The organism is Cellvibrio sp. BR (assembly GCF_000263355.1).
GTDB lineage: Bacteria > Pseudomonadota > Gammaproteobacteria > Pseudomonadales > Cellvibrionaceae > Cellvibrio.
The window spans coordinates 239,330-255,973 of record NZ_JH668204.1 but is presented as its reverse complement, the minus strand read 5'-3'; the positions used below and the strand labels follow the sequence as shown (position 1 = coordinate 255,973).

The window sequence follows — 16,644 nt, the reverse complement described above, 5'->3', positions numbered from 1 at the left end:
TCGATTCCTGTTGTGCCCCGCACCCGGTCGTTAACCTTGCGGAGTCATTACCCGTTTTTTCTCTGTTGATATGGCCATCAAAATGCCGAAGCCGGCAAAGAGCGCAACAATTGCGGTTCCACCCTGGCTAATCAGGGGCAAGGGCACCCCCACCACCGGTAGCATGCCCGATACCATACCCATATTGACGAACACATAGACAAAAAACGTGGAGCTAATACTCGCCGCCAAGAGGCGACCAAAGGTGTTTTGCGAATTGAGCGCGATCATCAAGCCGCGAATAATGAGCATGGCGTAGATGGTTAACAGCAGCAGCACACCAAGCAGACCAAACTCTTCCGACATCACCGCGATAATAAAATCTGTATGCCCCTCCGGCAGAAAATCCAGCCGCGATTGGGTGCCTTCCATCCAACCTTTGCCCGAGAGACCGCCAGAGCCAATCGCTGTTTTGGACTGGATAATATTCCACCCCGTCCCCAGCGGGTCTTGCGTGGGGTCAAGCATGGTTAACACCCGCTGGCGCTGATAGTCATGCATCATAAAATGCCAAATAGGCCAAAGGCTGGCGAGAAAGACCACGACCGCCGCCGCGATGTAACGCCACAATAATCCACTAAAAAACAGCACCATAATGCCCGAAGTCGCGACCAGGATTGAGGTGCCCAAGTCAGGCTGTTCAATGATCAAGGCCGTAGGCACACCAATAAGCCCCAGCACCGCCAACACATGTTTGAAACGCGGCGGCAAAAAACGCCCACTCAAATAAGCAGCAATCGCAATCGGCAGTGCAAGCTTCATAATTTCAGAAGGCTGAAAGCGAAAGCCGCCAATTTGCAACCAGCGCTGTGCGCCCATAGCAACATTGCCAAAGATGGTGACTGCAACCAGCAGAATAACGCCGCCCACATAGGCAAAGGGGGCCATGCGCCGCATGAAATCCACCGGTATTTGCGCCACCACAAACATAGTGATGTAAGCGATCACAAAAAAAGTGGCCTGCTTTTCCACGCTCGGCAAGTTGTGACCGCTGGCGCTGTAGAGCACGGTCAAGCCTATCACCGTCAATATCAGCAGCAGTCCCAGCAAAAAGAAGTCGATGTGCAAGCGCTCCGCCAGCCGCGCCCGGCGACTGAATGCACTGGCAGCCTCGGGCATACGCCGTAAAAAATCCTGTCTACTCATCAATCAGTTTCCTGCAGCACTGAGGGCTGATGATGATGCAGCGGCACTGCTGCTAGCCGCCGCTTCACGCGCGGCTTTGCGCTCAGCGATATAGTTGTTGGCGCGCTTGACGATGGCAGCATGGTGATAGCCCAGCGGCGGCACAAATTCATCCTGTTTCAGGTAGTAACCCAACAGGTGGGCATCCATCATGGCGCGCGCCACCGGTGCCGCCTGACTGGATCCGCCCTCGGCGTTTTCCAACATCACCGCTACCGCGATTTGCGGGTTTTCCACCGGCGCAAACGCAATAAACAAGGCATGGTCACGATGGCGTTCCTTGAGCAAACCGGAGTTATATTTGGCATTTTGCGCTATACCTACTGCCTGCGCTGTCCCCGACTTGCCAGCCATTCGGTATTCAGACCGCTCGGCCGCCCTGCGCGCCGTACCACGGGCGCCGTGCATTACCTCGGCCATGCCGTCAAAGATGGCATCCCAGTATTCAGGCTTGGTTTCCAACTGGCTTTCAATGATCGGCGCTTGTGGTTGATCGCCAATCTGCCTCACCAATTGCGGACGGAAGCGAGTGCCGCGGTTGGCAATGGTGGACGCCATAACCGCTAATTGCATGGGGGTCGTCAACACAAACCCCTGCCCCACGGACATATTCACTGTATCACCCGGATACCAGGCCTGACCTTTGGTGGCACGCTTCCACTCGCGGGATGGCCACACACCTCTGCGCTCGTTGGGAATATCGATCCCAGTCAGCATGCCCAAACCAAAATGGGCGCCAAACTCACTCATATGATCAATACCCATACGCACCCCCAAATCCCAAAAATAGGTGTTACAGGATTCAGCAAGCCCGGTTTTCAGGTTGACCATACCGTGACCGCCGCCAGTTTTAGCCAGAATCCAGTCGCGATAAATACGCGAGCTGCCTGGCAGGGTATAAAAACCCCGATCGGCGATGGTGCGGTTAACATCGGTAAAACCATGATACAACCCCGCCATGCCCACCACCGGTTTGACCGTTGAACCGGGCGGATATTGGGCCTGCAGGAAGCGATTAAACAAAGGGGTATCTATGTCATTGTTGAGCGCGCGATACTCAGGAACACTGATGCCCGTCACGAATAAATTGGGGTCAAACCCGGGATAACTGACAGCCGCCAAGACCCCTCCGGTTTTTACATCAATCGCGACAACGGCACCGCGCCGACCGCGCATAACTGCCGTCGCAGTTTCCTGCAGACGGGAATCAAGATGCAGGTGCAAATCGCCCCCCTGCTTGGGGTCGATACGATCCAGAACCCGCATTACCCGACCGCGAGCATTAGTTTCTACGTTCTGGCTCCCCACCTGCCCCAACAAGGTATCTTCATAACTGAGTTCTATACCGCTTTTGCCAACCGAGTGAGTGCCTGAATAACGCTGGATTTGCTCGGGAGTAAATGCGGCCACCTCTTTTTCGTTGATGCGCCCGGTGTAACCAATAACATGGGCAAACAGGTCGCGGTATGGGTAGTTACGCACCAGCTCTGCATTCACCTCTACCCCGTCAAGCAGATGCTGATTAACCGCCAACCGGGCAATTTCTTCTTCAGTGAGGCGATAGCGCAGGGGCACCGGGTCAAGTGAATGGCGCCGCTGTTTTTTGGCCTTGTAAAATTTCTCCAGATCCAGAGGGGTGACCTCGATCAGGCTTTTTAGTAACTCGATGGTCGCATCCAGCTCATCTTGACTGGAGCTGATGACATAGAGAGTAAAACTGGGCTTGTTGTCGGCGAGCAACTCGCCGTTGCGGTCAAAAATCAACCCGCGGGTAGGCGCAACCGGCTGTACATGCACGCGGTTGCGCTCGGATTGAGTGGCATACTCCTCGTAGTTCACAATTTGCAAATCGTAATAGCGATACACCACGGTAGAGACCAAGGTCAGCATAAAGGCGGCCATCACCAGAATGCGATTGCGGAATAATCGAGCCTCGCGCTGGTGATCTTTAAACTGTTGGTCTTCTTGCATTCTTGGGCCAGAGGTTGATCAAAATCAGTAATTGAAGTTATGGCCATCGCAACCCTTAGGGGTGCAAACAGCCGATGTTATTTGTGATAAGGATGGTTTTGCAAAATACTGCAGGCGCGATACAACTGTTCAATGACCAGAATGCGAACCAAGGGATGGGGTAAGGTCAGCGGTGACAGAGACCATTTAACCGATGCCATGGCCAAACATTCGGGCGCTAAACCATCGGGGCCACCAATCAATAAGCAATAATTAAAGCCGCTCATCTTCCAGCTGGCGAGATTCTCTGCCAATTGTTCAGTGCTCCAGGGTTTGCCCTTTACATCCAACGCAATTACCTGCTCGCCCTTGCCACCTTTTTCAATCGCCGCAAGCATGGCCTCGCCTTCTTTGGCCATGGCAGTGGCGATATCGGTATTTTTGCCGCGCTGGGCGAGCGGCAACTCCAGCATTTCAACCGTGACATCGCGCGGCATACGCTTGGCGTATTCCGCGTAACCCTGCTCGACCCAGTCGGGCATTTTGGTGCCCACGGCTATAATACGAATACGCATTCGCTGTTAATCCGTCACTCATTAACGTTAAAGGCGATTAGCGGGTTTCATTGACCAGAGTTTTTCCAGCTCGTAATAATCGCGCGCTTCCTGCTGCATCACGTGCACAATGGTATCGCCGTAATCGACCAGCACCCAATCACCGGCGTCCAGCCCCTCAACACCCAGAGCGCGAAAACCGGCCTTTTTAGTCTCTTCCACCAAGTTTTCCGCCAGCGAGCGGGTGTGACGGCTGGAGGTACCGCTGGCAATAATCAGGGTGTCGGTCACATCGGTGAGTTCATGCACATCGAGCGTCACTATCTCTTTGCCTTTGAGGTTCTCAAGGGCGTTAATGATCGCTTGGTTTAAATCAGACATTCAATTACCTATAAGTTTTAAAAAAATCAGACTGTGTTAGAAAATAAAAAATAACAATTTAACGGTACAACTGCTGTGCATGGATGTATTCAAGGACAGCATCCGGCAGTAAAAATTGCGGTGTCTGCCCGGTCTTTAGCTGTGCGCGAATATCCGTGGCCGATACCGGTAACAGGCGCGGAGCAACAATGACGACTGCCCCCATCGCAGCCGTTTTAATCGCGGCGACATCGGCACTATGACGACGCACAAGTTCCGCCACTGGCCCTACCGTTGGCAATTCATAGCCGGGGCGCTCTACCACCACAATATGCGCAAGGCGAATTAACTGCTGCCACTCGTACCAGGTATCCAGGGTGCAAAAGCTATCCATACCCATGCACAAGCTGAGACTTGTTTGCCCCCCCTGCTCCGCACGTATTTCCCTGAGCGTATCCAGGGTATAAGAAGGTTTATCGCGCTGTAGTTCGCGCTTATCTATCTGCAACTCGGGGCAGCTGTGCAAGGCCAGCTGCAACATGTCCACTCGCTGCCCGGCACTGGCGCCCGGCGCAGCGCGATGGGGCGGCAAATAACAGGGCAGCAAATGCATTTCATCCAGCGCCAACTGTTGTTTTAATTCCAGTGCCAAGCGCAAATGACCGATATGAATAGGATCAAAGGTGCCACCAAAAATACCGATACATTTGCGCATCATCTAATTACTGACGAATATGCCCGTCGCCAAACACCACCCATTTTTGCGAGGTCAGTCCCTCCAGACCAACGGGGCCGCGCGCATGGATTTTGTCAGTAGAGATCCCAATCTCCGCCCCCAAACCATATTCAAAACCATCCGCAAAACGGGTTGATGCATTGACCATCACCGACGCTGAATCCACTTCGGTGATAAAACGGCGCGCGCGGGTATAGTCTTCAGTCACTATGGCATCGGTATGCTGCGAGCTGTATTGGTTGATATGTGCAATGGCTTCATCCAAACCGGCCACTAGCTTAATCGACAAGATCGGCGCCAGATATTCCGTCGCCCAATCCTCTTCAGTGGCGACATTGGCCTGAATAATCGCGCGGGTTTTTTCATCGCCGCGCAGCTCAACACCTTTTTCGCCAAAGGCGGCAGCAAGGCGCGGGAGAATATCGGCGGCAACTGTCTCATGAACCAATAAGGTTTCCATCGCATTACACACACCATAACGATGGGTTTTAGCATTCATGGCAATGGTAAAGGCTTTATCAAGGTCCGCCTTATCGTCGATATACACATGGCAAATACCGTCGAGATGTTTAATCACGGGTACCTTGGCATCGTTGCTAATACGCTCGATCAGGCTTTTGCCGCCGCGCGGCACAATCACGTCCACAAACTGCGGCATGGTGATCAACTCACCCACAGCAGCGCGGTCCGTTGTTTCAATTACCTGCACCACATCGGTAGGTAAGCCAGCGGCTTTTAAGCCAGCCTGCAAACAATTGGCGATGGCGCGATTGGAGTGAATGGCTTCACTGCCGCCGCGCAAAATTGCAGCATTGCCGGATTTCAAACACAGGCTCGCTGCATCGATCGTCACATTCGGGCGGGACTCATAAATAATACCTACCACGCCCAGTGGTACCCGCATTTTCCCCACTTGAATACCACTCGGGCGATAGCTCATCCCAGTGATTTCACCGCAGGGATCAGGCAGCGCGGCAACCTGACGCAATCCTTCGATCATGCTATCAATCGCCGCAGGTTTAACGGCGAGGCGATCCAGCATCGCGGCATCCAAACCATTGGCCTTACCGGCGGCCAAGTCTTTTTGGTTCTCTGCAACCAGAGTGATACGGGATTTATCCAATTCAGTGGCAATCGCCAAGAGCGCTGCATTTTTCACTGCAGAGGGTGCGGCGGCAATCACACGGGAGGCAGCACGCGCTTTGCGGCCAACTTCGGCCATATATTCTTTGACGTTCAATTCAGACATGAAACAACCTGTTGCGGGTAATCCGGAAAAAATGGCCGCGATTATAACCTGAGTGCCGCCCAAAGTTGGCGCTGCTTGCGCCTTTATTTCAGTCTTTTGGCCGATTCACACAATTGCGATGGGGCGCACAAGAAAATGATTTGCGCCATAAATAGGCCGATAAGCTTCAGTTTTGATTCAGTTTATGAGGACTAGTCTGATCCTGTGCAATCACTGCACAAGACGTAACCGCGGCGTCAGCCATCCACCGTTAATGACTGGCGCAAGATCATTCTCAGGAGTCACATCATGAAAAAGTTGTTAGCAATCAGCGCGCTGGCCGGCATCAGTTTGTTGCTGGCTAACAATGTCCTCGCCGATGGCAAGCACAAACACAAACATCACCACAAACACGGGCACAGCCACTATGTGGAATATCGCGATGACTATGCCCGGGTAGTGCGCAGCACACCCGTTTATCGCGAGGTTGCCGTAAGAGTGCCGGTGGATTCCTGCCATGTCGAAACAGTTGCCTATACCGAACGTCGCGGCGGCGACTCTTTCCAAGGCACCGTGGTAGGCGGCTTGATTGGTGCAGCTATCGGCCATGAAGTAGGCCGTAACGGTCACGCCACAGCAGCGGGCGGATTGATTGGTGCAGCAGTTGGTAACAATGTCGCTGGCGGCAGTCGTCGGGTAACCAGCTATGAAGATCGCGAGGTGTGCACTACCCGTTACCGCACCGAATATCAGCGCGAACTGGTGGGCTATGATGTCACCTACCGCTATGATGGTCGCGTCTATACTACCAATACCCGCCACCACCCCGGCGACCGTATTGTGCATGTCCGAGATCGCTACTAGTCACTGTTAGTCCCCTCCGGGCGGAGGTCGAATTGACCTTTGCCCCATCAGCGGCGATAGTGAAGCAGTGCTATTACCCAGTTGGAATTTGTTATGTTGCAGTCAAATACCTTCCGCGCCGTGTTATCCATCGCTATGCGCCAAGCGCGGGTCAGCCTGACCCAGTGTATTCTGGCAGCGAGCTTTGCGCTGGCCAGCAGCCAAGCCCTTGCCGACCCCTCGCTGCTGGAAGGTGATATGGGCCTGACCTCCAGCGCGCCCAGCAATTCATTAATCGACAACCAAAGCTTACCCGACGAACCCGTACCACCGAAATTCTCCCCGGCCCAAGCGGCGGCACTGGTACGCACCAAAGTGGGCGGCCAAGTGATGAGCGTAAATAGCCAGCGCGGTGAATCCGGGGTTATTTACGGTGTTAAAGTGCTCAATGGCGGCCGCATGCGCGTCATCAATGTGGACGGTCAAACCGGTCAGTTACTCAATCAATAACCCAGCCTCTGAATAATAAGGTCAGGATTTACCTATGCGCATATTGATAGTCGAAGACGAAAAACCCCTGCGCGAGCAAATTCTCGCCCTGATGGCAGACGAAAAGTACGCCTGCGACAGCGCTGCCGATGGCCGTGAAGGTTTATTTTTAGGCAGTGAATACGACTATGATTTGGCGATTATCGATTTGGGCCTGCCGCTGCTGGACGGCACCCAGCTGATCCGCGAGCTGCGCAGCAAATCGCGCAATTTCCCTATTTTAATTTTGACCGCGCGCGGCAATTGGCAAGACAAGGTGCAAGGGCTTGAAGCCGGTGCCGACGACTACCTTACCAAACCCTTCCATCCGGAAGAGTTGCGCGCGCGCATTCACGCCCTGCTACGCCGCGCCAGCGGCCATGCCTCCTCAGTGCTGCGTTACGGCCCCATCACCATCGACACCAGCGCCAAGCGCGTACACCGCGATGACACCGAAGTTGAATTGACCAGCTTTGAATACAACACCCTCACCTATCTCGCCTTACATGCAGGCAAAAACATCTCCAAAAGCGAGCTTACCGAACACCTGTATGCGCAGGATTACGACCGCGACAGCAATGTGATTGAGGTTTTTGTCGGACGCCTGCGCAAAAAGCTCGACCCGGACGGCAGCCTCAACTTAATTAGCACCCAACGGGGCTTGGGTTACCGCTTCAATCTGGATGTTCAATAAGCCTTGTCCAGACTGAAGGCGCGCTTTTCCTCTATTGCCGCCCGGCTGCTGCTGGCATCGGCCGTATTGCTACCATTATTTTTGGGGTTGACCGGCTTTTTTCTCGACCGCGCCTTCGAAAACAGCCTGAATGTCGCCGAGAGTTCGCGACTACGCGGGCATATCAATTTGCTATTCAGTGTCGCCGAACCGGAAGGACGGAATGGCCGGTTTGATAGTTTAAGAATGCCCGTCACCCTCAGCGAGGCTGATTTTGAACACCCCAACTCCGGGCTCTATGGCTATATTTTCAACGGCAAAGAAAAGTTGGTCTGGCATTCCAACTCTGCCGCCCTACTCGACCCACCCGCCTTCAGCAAAGTGGTTACCAAAGACTCCCCCGGCCAGCTGGTTTTTAGCGAGCAAGTGCTGGATAAAAAGCGGTATTTTGTGGCGAGTTACGCCGTTAATTGGGAGGGTGCCAGCGGCAAACCCACGCCCTTTTATTTTGTGGTTGTTCACGGGGCGACTGAATTCAAAGCCGAACTCAAAGCCTATCGCAATGAACTGTGGCGCTGGCTGGGTGCAGCAGGGATTTTCCTGCTAATCGCCCAAACCATGATCTTACGCTGGGGCTTGCGCCCGCTGGGCAAACTCGCCGTGGCGCTAAAAAAGATGCAAAGCGGAGACACCAGCAATATTGCCGGCGAACATCCCAAAGAATTACAAAAAATTGTCGACAACCTCAACCAGGTACTTGAGCGCGAGCAAGCGCTGCGCCAGCGCTACCGCAACAGCCTCGCCGACCTTGCGCACAGTTTGAAAACACCGCTCGCCGTGCTGCAAAGTAAACTCGGGCAAGGCACTGAATCTGACAGTGAATTGCAACAAATTGCCAGCGAACAAGTTGCCCGCATGAGCCAGGTAGTGACCTATCAATTACAGCGCGCCGTTTCCAGCCAGCAACAGGGCAGCTTCCGCCGCACCCGTATTGAACCCATTGCACAGCGCCTGTTTGCCGCACTGCAAAAGGTGTACGCCAACAAACAAATGAAACAGACATTGGACCTTTCGCCTAACGCGGTCGTCGCGGGGGATGAACAGGATGTGATGGAACTGCTCGGTAACCTGCTGGAGAACGCCTTTAAGTATGGCTACAAAGAAGTGCGCATGAGCTCAAGCCTAAGCGCCAATAAACTCTGTATCGATATAGAAGATGACGGTCCCGGCGTCCCCGAAGACCAGACCGAACGGATTCTGGAGCGCGGCCAGCGACTGGACACCAACCAACCCGGCCAAGGGATTGGCCTGGCTGTGGCCGCCGAGATCATCCGCAGCTATGACGGCGACATACACATCAGCCGCTCCGACTTGGGCGGCGCACGCTTTAGCATTCTGCTGCCACTCCCCACCGCTTCCGACTGACAGGCTGTAAGCCAAAGCGCACACAACTCCCCCTCCAAACCTCACAACATACGCAGCTTTTCGCGACTGGTACGAGGGTCAACAACCGCCGATACTGGCACCATCACCAAGAATTGTGCACACAGCGACGTGAACACCACAACATCTACCATGGACGGCGCCCCACTCATTTGTCAAAAAAGAAAGACTTCGAGGAGAGAAGAGCCATGACCGCCAGGACTTGCATTGCCGTAGATTCAACCTGCGATTTGCCCGCTAAATTTATTCAACAGCACAACATAGAAGTACTGCCTATTTATATCAATCACGCCAAAGGTCAGGAGCTGGATTATCGCGATCCACAAACCATGCTCAATTTTTACAAAAACCACAGCCGCGACGTGTATGGTTTGGCGCAATCAGACCCACTCTCGGTTAACGATATGACCGATATTCTCAAACAGCGCCTGCTCCCCAAATACGACCTGGTGCAAGTTGTCACCATCAACAGCAAAAAAAGTGATGTCTTCAAACGCGTGTCAGAAGCAGCATTGGTCAATGAACCCAAATTCCGCGAGCTGGAGCGCAACGAAGGCCGCGCCCCCTTCCGCATCCGCCTCTACGATTCCATGTCCATGTTCACCGGCCATGCACTGCTGGTTTACGAATTGGTAAAACGCATTCAGGTAGATAAGTTGCCGCTCAATAAATCGATCCGTGAAATCGACAATATGCGTGATCAGGTTTACGGCTATTTAATTCCTAACGACCTGTCATACATGCGTGAACGCCGCCATCTGCGCAAAGGTGACAACAATATATCCTGGGTCAACTTCAAGTTAGCGAGCGCGCTGAACCTGCGTCCGATTGTGCAGTTACACCGCGGCAATACCGACAAAATCGATACCGGTAAAGGATTTCTGGGAGCATTGGAAAAGCTGCTGGTACACGTGAAAAAGCAAATCCAGCAGGGCCTGACCAGCGACGTCATCGCCATGAGCTACGGCGGTTTATTGGAAGAGATTAAGGATGAACCGGTACTCGTGGAGTTCCGCGAGTTTTGTAAACAATCCAACATCAAAACCATGCTATCAATGATGAGCATGACCGGCGCTGTCAATGTAGGCCCCAAATCCTTCGCCCTGTCCTTTGCGACCGATAAAGATCTGGTTTAACTATCGCCTTAAACAACAAACCCCGGATTCACCGGGGTTTGTAGCAATACCAAAAAATCACCTTTAGCTTTGTAAGCCAAACATGGCGGCAATATAAGTGACGTAACCAGCGAGCAAAATAGCTCCTTTAAGACGTGACAAGCGCAATCCAAAAAACAGGAACAACAACAGGATCACAGCGGCCGCCAACATAACGAACTGATCGATGTTGAGCAGACGCCCCTCAAGGGGCAAAGGCGAAATAATCGATGACACACCCAAAATACAAAGGATGTTAAAGATATTACTGCCAATAATATTACCCACGGCAACATCTGCATGCTTGCGAATAGCCGCAATAATTGACACAGCTAATTCAGGCAGCGAAGTTCCCACTGCAACCACTGTCAAACCAATAATTGCCTCTGGCACCCCCAACTCCTGCCCCAAACCAACCGCACCAAGCAAGAATCGATTCGCGCCCACAATCAGCATCGCCAGACCACCAATGGTCGCCAGTAGTGTCATGGGTATAGTCATAGGGACAACTTCAATTTCTTCAGACTCAGCTTGATGGAGCTGGGCCTCAGGACTGGAAGTATCCTCACGTTCAGTACGATATGCCCAAACCAGATAGGCCGTAAGGAACCCAAGCATTAAAATCCCCTCCAGACGCCCCAAACCGCCAAAGCTCGCAAGCCCCATGAACAACAGCGTTGCAAACAGCATGGTGAGGCCATCGCGACGCAAGGACTTGATATGGGTTACCAAGGGCATGATTACCGCACTAATACCCAAGATCAGCAGGATGTTTGCAATATTACTTCCCACCACATTGCCCAATGCAATTGCGGGCGAGCCGCTGATTGCCGCCTGCACCGACACCACCAATTCAGGTGCCGATGTTCCAAAACCGACGATCACCAAACCCGCCAACAACGGCGACACACCAAGCCGTCGGGCTGCAGCCAAAGCACCGCGCACCAGCGCCTCACCGCCAACCGTTAGCAATACCAAGCCAACAAATAACCAGAACAAATGAATCATGGATAAGCCTCCAGAGTTTAAATTTGGTCGCAACTATAACGGTAAATTTACGCTTTGCCTAAACCCTAATGATTCGTCAGCCACAAAAAAGCCCGCGCGATGCGCAGGCTTTTTGTTCAACGGGCAGCTTGTGGTAGCAGCGATTAACTATCGTACCCATTCGGGTTTTTAGATTGCCAGCGCCAGGCATCCTGCATCATGCGCTCCAGGCCAAACTCAGCCGTCCACCCTAACTCGCTTTTAGCTTTGACTGGATCAGCGTAACAACTGGCGATATCACCAGCGCGACGCGGCACAATTTTGTATGGGACAGGGCGGCCACTGGCAACTTCAAACGCCTTCACCATTTCCAGCACAGAATAACCGCGGCCCGTACCCAGATTATAGGCGCGGCAGCCGACGCCAGATTTATCCAAACCCTGCAAGGCAGCGACATGTCCTTTAGCCAAATCCACCACATGGATATAGTCGCGCACACCGGTTCCATCAACCGTGCTGTAGTCATCGCCAAACACACTTAATTCCTTGAGTTTGCCAATTGCTACCTGTGCCACAAAGGGCAGCAAATTATTAGGAATACCGGCTGGATCTTCGCCAATCATGCCGCTTTCATGAGCACCGACCGGATTAAAATAGCGCAGCAGTGAAATGTTCCACTGACTCTTGGGAGCCTTGGCGATGTCTTGCATCATCTCCTCAACCATTAATTTACTGCGGCCATAAGGATTAGTGGCAGAGGTCGCGAAGGATTCATCAATCGGCACTGAAACCGGGTCGCCATACACCGTAGCGGATGAGCTGAAAATCAGTTTCCAGACCTTAAATTCTTCCATTACCTCCGTCAGCGACAGGCTACCCGCCACGTTGTAACGGTAGTACTTCATGGGAATTTGGTTGGATTCACCAACCGCTTTCAAACCGGCAAAGTGCATCACTGCCGCAAAACTGTGCGCAGCAAACACCTTGCGCATAGCCTCTTTGTCATTGATATCCACTTCATAAAACACCGGCTCAACACCGGCGATAGTTGCCACGCGCTTGAGCGCTTCAAATTTACTGTTGCAGAGGTTATCCACCACCACCGGCAAATAGCCATGATTGATAAGCTCCACGCAGACGTGGCTGCCAATAAACCCGGCACCGCCGGTTACAAGAATAGGTGTGCGAGACATGTAAGATTCCTTATAAATAAAAGCCGCAGGCGTGCATTGAAACAGACTTACCAACACAACATAAGGGCTACGGAAGAATCTTTTATTAAATCATATAATTATTATTTAAATAAGATGATACATCGATAAATCGCAAAATAATCCCAATAAAAAAGGGCGAGCTGAGGCTCACCCTTTTTGCATAACTGAATAACGTCAGAATTACATGATTGGCAGAGACAGAGTAACCACAAAGTTAGTTTCATCAGGAGCAGCACCATCGTTATCATCGATGATCTGACCCAAGGTAAAGCTCAACTTATCATTGAATTTGTAGGTAACATCCAAGTGCGATGCGGTTGCATCACCGTCATCCATGTGTTGACCGTATTTTACATTTACTTTTTCGAAGTTCAGCTCAGCCGTGGCATAGCTATAATCTTCAGAGAAGTAATTATGGTCTGCATTAATTGCATCGTAATAAGTGACCTTGAATGGGCCATAGCCGATGAATGGAATTACTTCCACGTAGTCACCAGGGCTTACAGGCTCATAAGTCATTTCTACTTCTTCTTCGCCCACTTCTTCCATATATGTACCAGTGGGGTTGGCGTAGTTGTAAGAAACAACACTTACACCGTAAGAGAAGTCGCCAGCACTGCCTGAGTAGCCAACATAGATGTCATATTCAGTGCCAAGAACTTTATCGCCAGAAGAAGTCCACAATCCAGCAACAAAGCCGTTGCTGCTGACATTGATGTCACCAATCAATGCGGCGCCACCCAACAAATCAAAACCACGCCAGTAGTACATGCTCGATGCACCAACAGAGGCAGCAACTTCAGCAGCATGAACGGCTGGCACAGAAAAACCTGCCATTGCAGAAAGAGCGATTGCACCAGCAACTAACTTTTGTTTCATTTTCATGAGTTCTTCCTCTAATTAATGGTCTTTTAAATTGTCTTTTAATGCAGCTATTGATAATTCACACTAGCCTGAGCAGACCATTGCAGATACCACGCCAATTTTATTTTTTTGATAAAAATCAAAAAGTTAGCCATTGAATACAAGATTGAATACCAAAAACGAAACAAGCCTTAGCACCAAAATAGTGCGCACAATGCGAGCGTTTTTGCTGTGTACGCACCAATAACTATCACTTATAACGAATTACATCCTCGCGCGACTTTTCCAGCAGGATTTGCGCGTCAATTTGATCGTCAGCGGCTGGCGCCCGCAAATAACGCAACAATGCTGCACTCAGTGCAAGCCGCCACTCACGTACCGACCAGGGCGAATACAACAAGAGGGCGATAAGTACTATGCCCACCCCAATTAACGTGGTTAAAGGCAGCGCCTCATCGGCCAGTTGTTTACCTATCACTATGGCCAGCACCGGTGTCATTAAAGTGATGAGCGATACTGCGCTCGCCGATAGCCGCTGCAAAATAAAAAAGAACATCACAGCTCCCAGTAGCGACCCTACAATCGCCAAATAAACAATGGCACCGGCAGATTTCAGTGATACCTGCGTCGGCAAGCTGCCGTCCATCCACCACCAGCTGAGCAATAATCCCGGCAATGCAAACAGCAACGCGCCGGTTGCCTGCTGAAAAGGGGATGCCTGCAGCTGAGTATCACCACTTAATTTTTTGACCCATACACTGCTGAAACTAAACAGCACGCAGGACAACAAAATCCCCACCACACCGTAAATTGAATCGGCATCCAAACGTATTTGCTGATAAAAAATCACCAGCAGACCACTAATCGCCAACAACAGTGCGAGCACACGTTTAATGCCAAACGGATTTTGTTTTAAAAGGATCAGCGTCATCACACCAGTAACAAACGGTGACAACGCAAAAATAACGGCAACCAAACCAGAAGGGATAAATTGTGCCGCCCAATACACCAACGGCATATTCGGAAAAATCCCCAGCGAAGCGGCAAAATAAATATTGCGCTGCTTCCAGTAAGCTTGAAGCGATTGACGCAAGAGTGCATGAATAAATAGTGCAAGAGCCAGGGCCAATAACATGCGCGCAGTAGCCGCCGCGACAAAACTCAGGCTATCGCTACTCCATTGGATTGCAAGAGGTGTGGTAGCCCAAATGAGCACCACCGAAAAATAAGCAAAAAATACGGCCACGGCATAACTCCTTATTGCCCTATGAGCAACATATTGGTAATTCGCCGCAGCACAACGTCAGCAATGATTGCTGATTAAAAACTGAAACCCGGAAAACAAAAAGGCCGCAGTTTTTTATGCTGCGGCCTTTGTTTATAACGATTATTCAACTAATCAACAAATTCCGCCAAGCAACGCGCCATGACCACGCACCAAAAAATTGGTCGTAGTGCGGCGACGTGCTTGATGGAATTCATTTGGTACATAATTAATTGATCTAAGGTTATAAGGATTTGTAAAACTAAGGCGAGGTTAATTTAATTTCTGTTCAGCCACAAGTCATTTTTGCGTTTTTTTTATCCAATTAATTACCCTATACTCATGCCCTGATTTTTCATGAAAAGATGTAATGACAAAAAGCGATGAAAACATATCTGGTTGGCGGCGCAGTCCGCGATAAATTATTAGGCCGCACCGTTACCGAAAAAGATTGGGTAGTAGTCGGCAGCAGCCCCGAGCAAATGATCGCCCGTGGCTTTATGCCTGTGGGGCAGGACTTCCCGGTATTCCTGCATCCGCACACCAAAGAGGAATATGCACTCGCCCGCACCGAACGCAAAACCGGCAAGGGTTATGGCGGTTTTAGTTTTTATTGCGGCGATGAAGTGACCTTGGAAGATGACCTTATCCGCCGCGACCTCACCATTAATGCGATGGCACAAGATGAGTGCGGCCACATCATTGATCCCTACAACGGTCAGCAAGATCTCGCTGACAAATTATTGCGCCATGTATCCCCCGCGTTTGCCGAAGACCCGGTGCGCATTTTGCGTATCGCCCGTTTTGCCGCGCGCTACCATGACTTGGGATTTCGTGTTGCCACAGAAACAATTGCGCTCATGCAAACCATGGTTGCCAATGGCGAGGTGGATCATTTGGTTGCCGAGCGGGTATGGAAAGAAACGGAGCGCGCCCTGGGTGAAAACAACCCGGAAATTTTTATTGAAGTGTTGCGCGACTGTAATGCGCTAGCGCGTCTATTTCCTGAAATTGATGCGCTGTTTGGTGTACCGCAAACCGCCGTCCATCACCCTGAAATAGATACTGGTATTCATACCCTGATGAGCCTGCATCAAGCCGTAAAACTAGGTGGCAATACCTGCGTCCGCTTTGCAACACTGCTGCACGATTTGGGCAAAGCCGCAACACCGCCAGAAGAATGGCCGCGCCATATTGCTCATGAAGATCGCAGTTTGCCGCTAGTAAAAAATCTATGCGCACGCTTGGCGGCCCCTAAAGAATTCAAAGAATTAGCACTCATCACCGCGCAGTGGCATACACACTGTCATCGCGCCCTTGAACTCAAACCGACAACCGTTTTAAAAGTATTGCATGCAACTGATGCCCTGCGCAGGCCAGAACGCTTTGAGCAATTTTTATTGTGCTGTGAAGCCGATGCGCGCGGACGCACGGGCTTTGAATTACGCGAGTACCCACAGGCCGATTATTTTCGCCGATGCTTACAGGCTACAAAAAATGTAGATATCGCCGCAGTTCAAGCACAGGGGTTAAGCGGCCCTGCATTTGGTGAGGCGCTCGATAAGCAACGACTGGCACTCATCACTGCATTAAAAAATACATGACAACAACTCACATAGTCC

The 16,644-nt window shown here is 51.4% G+C and carries 16 protein-coding genes; 6 read left to right on the top strand and 10 right to left on the bottom strand.

The genetic code is table 11. The annotated features are described in order from the left end of the window. Positions 1-30 precede the first annotated feature (30 nt). The 6 genes from rodA to O59_RS16940 form a co-directional block, all read right to left on the bottom strand. Positions 31-1,185 carry a rod shape-determining protein RodA gene (rodA, locus tag O59_RS16965; protein ID WP_007644799.1) on the bottom strand — a complete coding sequence of 385 codons (1,155 nt, stop codon included), beginning with the start codon at positions 1,183-1,185 and terminating at the stop codon, positions 31-33. A gap of 3 nt (positions 1,186-1,188) precedes the next feature. After that, on the bottom strand, positions 1,189-3,195 hold the full coding sequence (gene mrdA, locus O59_RS16960) for a penicillin-binding protein 2 (RefSeq protein ID WP_007644798.1): 2,007 nt from the start codon (positions 3,193-3,195) through the stop codon (positions 1,189-1,191). 77 nt (positions 3,196-3,272) lie between these two features. After that, positions 3,273-3,749, bottom strand: a complete 477-nt coding sequence (rlmH, locus tag O59_RS16955; protein WP_007644797.1) for a 23S rRNA (pseudouridine(1915)-N(3))-methyltransferase RlmH — start codon at positions 3,747-3,749, stop codon at positions 3,273-3,275. 27 nt (positions 3,750-3,776) lie between these two features. Further along, positions 3,777-4,109 carry a ribosome silencing factor gene (rsfS, locus tag O59_RS16950; protein WP_007644796.1) on the bottom strand — a complete coding sequence of 111 codons (333 nt, stop codon included), beginning with the start codon at positions 4,107-4,109 and terminating at the stop codon, positions 3,777-3,779. Between the two features lie 58 nt (positions 4,110-4,167). After that, positions 4,168-4,806 (bottom strand): nicotinate-nucleotide adenylyltransferase, encoded by a 639-nt coding sequence (gene nadD / locus O59_RS16945; RefSeq protein WP_007644794.1) that lies wholly within the window; start codon positions 4,804-4,806, stop codon positions 4,168-4,170. A 4-nt stretch (positions 4,807-4,810) separates the two neighbouring features. After that, entirely contained in the window at positions 4,811-6,064 is a 1,254-nt protein-coding gene (locus tag O59_RS16940; RefSeq protein ID WP_040393270.1) for a glutamate-5-semialdehyde dehydrogenase, read from the bottom strand. 297 nt (positions 6,065-6,361) lie between these two features. Here O59_RS16940 and O59_RS16935 point away from each other — a divergent pair, with 297 nt between their 5' ends. The 5 genes from O59_RS16935 (at position 6,362) to O59_RS16915 (ending at position 10,675) form a co-directional block, all read left to right on the top strand. After that, on the top strand, positions 6,362-6,916 hold the full coding sequence (locus tag O59_RS16935) for a glycine zipper 2TM domain-containing protein (protein ID WP_007644792.1): 555 nt from the start codon (positions 6,362-6,364) through the stop codon (positions 6,914-6,916). Positions 6,917-7,009: 93 nt separating this feature from the next. Continuing rightward, positions 7,010-7,405 (top strand): PepSY domain-containing protein, encoded by a 396-nt coding sequence (locus O59_RS16930; RefSeq protein WP_007644791.1) that lies wholly within the window; start codon positions 7,010-7,012, stop codon positions 7,403-7,405. Between the two features lie 34 nt (positions 7,406-7,439). Then, the gene (locus tag O59_RS16925) at positions 7,440-8,117 is read left to right on the top strand and encodes a response regulator transcription factor (protein ID WP_007644790.1); all 678 of its coding nucleotides are present in this window, start codon (positions 7,440-7,442) and stop codon (positions 8,115-8,117) included. A 3-nt stretch (positions 8,118-8,120) separates the two neighbouring features. Then, positions 8,121-9,521, top strand: coding sequence for an ATP-binding protein (locus O59_RS16920; protein ID WP_007644789.1), 1,401 nt, complete (start codon positions 8,121-8,123; stop codon positions 9,519-9,521). A 206-nt stretch (positions 9,522-9,727) separates the two neighbouring features. Next, a complete protein-coding gene (locus tag O59_RS16915; RefSeq protein WP_007644786.1) occupies positions 9,728-10,675 on the top strand; it encodes a DegV family protein in 948 nt (315 codons plus the stop codon). 63 nt (positions 10,676-10,738) lie between these two features. On the opposite strand, the gene O59_RS16910 is transcribed toward O59_RS16915, so the two are convergent. The 4 genes from O59_RS16910 to O59_RS16895 all read right to left on the bottom strand — a co-directional run bounded on the left by O59_RS16910 (position 10,739) and on the right by O59_RS16895 (position 15,004). Further along, on the bottom strand, positions 10,739-11,701 hold the full coding sequence (locus tag O59_RS16910) for a calcium/sodium antiporter (protein ID WP_007644784.1): 963 nt from the start codon (positions 11,699-11,701) through the stop codon (positions 10,739-10,741). Positions 11,702-11,844: 143 nt separating this feature from the next. Beyond that, positions 11,845-12,873, bottom strand: coding sequence for a UDP-glucose 4-epimerase GalE (galE, locus tag O59_RS16905; RefSeq protein WP_007644780.1), 1,029 nt, complete (start codon positions 12,871-12,873; stop codon positions 11,845-11,847). 201 nt (positions 12,874-13,074) lie between these two features. Then, on the bottom strand, positions 13,075-13,779 hold the full coding sequence (locus O59_RS16900; protein WP_007644777.1) for a hypothetical protein: 705 nt from the start codon (positions 13,777-13,779) through the stop codon (positions 13,075-13,077). Positions 13,780-14,008: 229 nt separating this feature from the next. Beyond that, positions 14,009-15,004, bottom strand: coding sequence for a DMT family transporter (locus tag O59_RS16895; RefSeq protein WP_007644766.1), 996 nt, complete (start codon positions 15,002-15,004; stop codon positions 14,009-14,011). Positions 15,005-15,405: 401 nt separating this feature from the next. On the opposite strand from O59_RS16895, the gene O59_RS16890 reads away from it, so the two are divergent. Next, the gene (locus O59_RS16890; RefSeq protein WP_007644765.1) at positions 15,406-16,626 is read left to right on the top strand and encodes a multifunctional CCA addition/repair protein; all 1,221 of its coding nucleotides are present in this window, start codon (positions 15,406-15,408) and stop codon (positions 16,624-16,626) included. Positions 16,627-16,644 lie beyond the last annotated feature (18 nt).

Excerpts from the sequence above, each read along its gene's own strand:
- O59_RS16900 (WP_007644777.1), bottom strand. The coding sequence starts at position 13,779 with ATGAAAATGAAACAAAAGTTAGTTGCTGGTGCAATCGCTCTTTCTGCA.
- rodA (WP_007644799.1), bottom strand. The coding sequence starts at position 1,185 with ATGAGTAGACAGGATTTTTTACGGCGTATGCCCGAGGCTGCCAGTGCA.
- mrdA (WP_007644798.1), bottom strand. The coding sequence starts at position 3,195 with ATGCAAGAAGACCAACAGTTTAAAGATCACCAGCGCGAGGCTCGATTA.
- rlmH (WP_007644797.1), bottom strand. The coding sequence starts at position 3,749 with ATGCGTATTCGTATTATAGCCGTGGGCACCAAAATGCCCGACTGGGTC.
- O59_RS16935 (WP_007644792.1), top strand. The coding sequence starts at position 6,362 with ATGAAAAAGTTGTTAGCAATCAGCGCGCTGGCCGGCATCAGTTTGTTG.
- O59_RS16890 (WP_007644765.1), top strand. The coding sequence starts at position 15,406 with ATGAAAACATATCTGGTTGGCGGCGCAGTCCGCGATAAATTATTAGGC.
- O59_RS16925 (WP_007644790.1), top strand. The coding sequence starts at position 7,440 with ATGCGCATATTGATAGTCGAAGACGAAAAACCCCTGCGCGAGCAAATT.
- nadD (WP_007644794.1), bottom strand. The coding sequence starts at position 4,806 with ATGATGCGCAAATGTATCGGTATTTTTGGTGGCACCTTTGATCCTATT.
- O59_RS16910 (WP_007644784.1), bottom strand. The coding sequence starts at position 11,701 with ATGATTCATTTGTTCTGGTTATTTGTTGGCTTGGTATTGCTAACGGTT.
- O59_RS16915 (WP_007644786.1), top strand. The coding sequence starts at position 9,728 with ATGACCGCCAGGACTTGCATTGCCGTAGATTCAACCTGCGATTTGCCC.
- galE (WP_007644780.1), bottom strand. The coding sequence starts at position 12,873 with ATGTCTCGCACACCTATTCTTGTAACCGGCGGTGCCGGGTTTATTGGC.
- O59_RS16930 (WP_007644791.1), top strand. The coding sequence starts at position 7,010 with ATGTTGCAGTCAAATACCTTCCGCGCCGTGTTATCCATCGCTATGCGC.
- rsfS (WP_007644796.1), bottom strand. The coding sequence starts at position 4,109 with ATGTCTGATTTAAACCAAGCGATCATTAACGCCCTTGAGAACCTCAAA.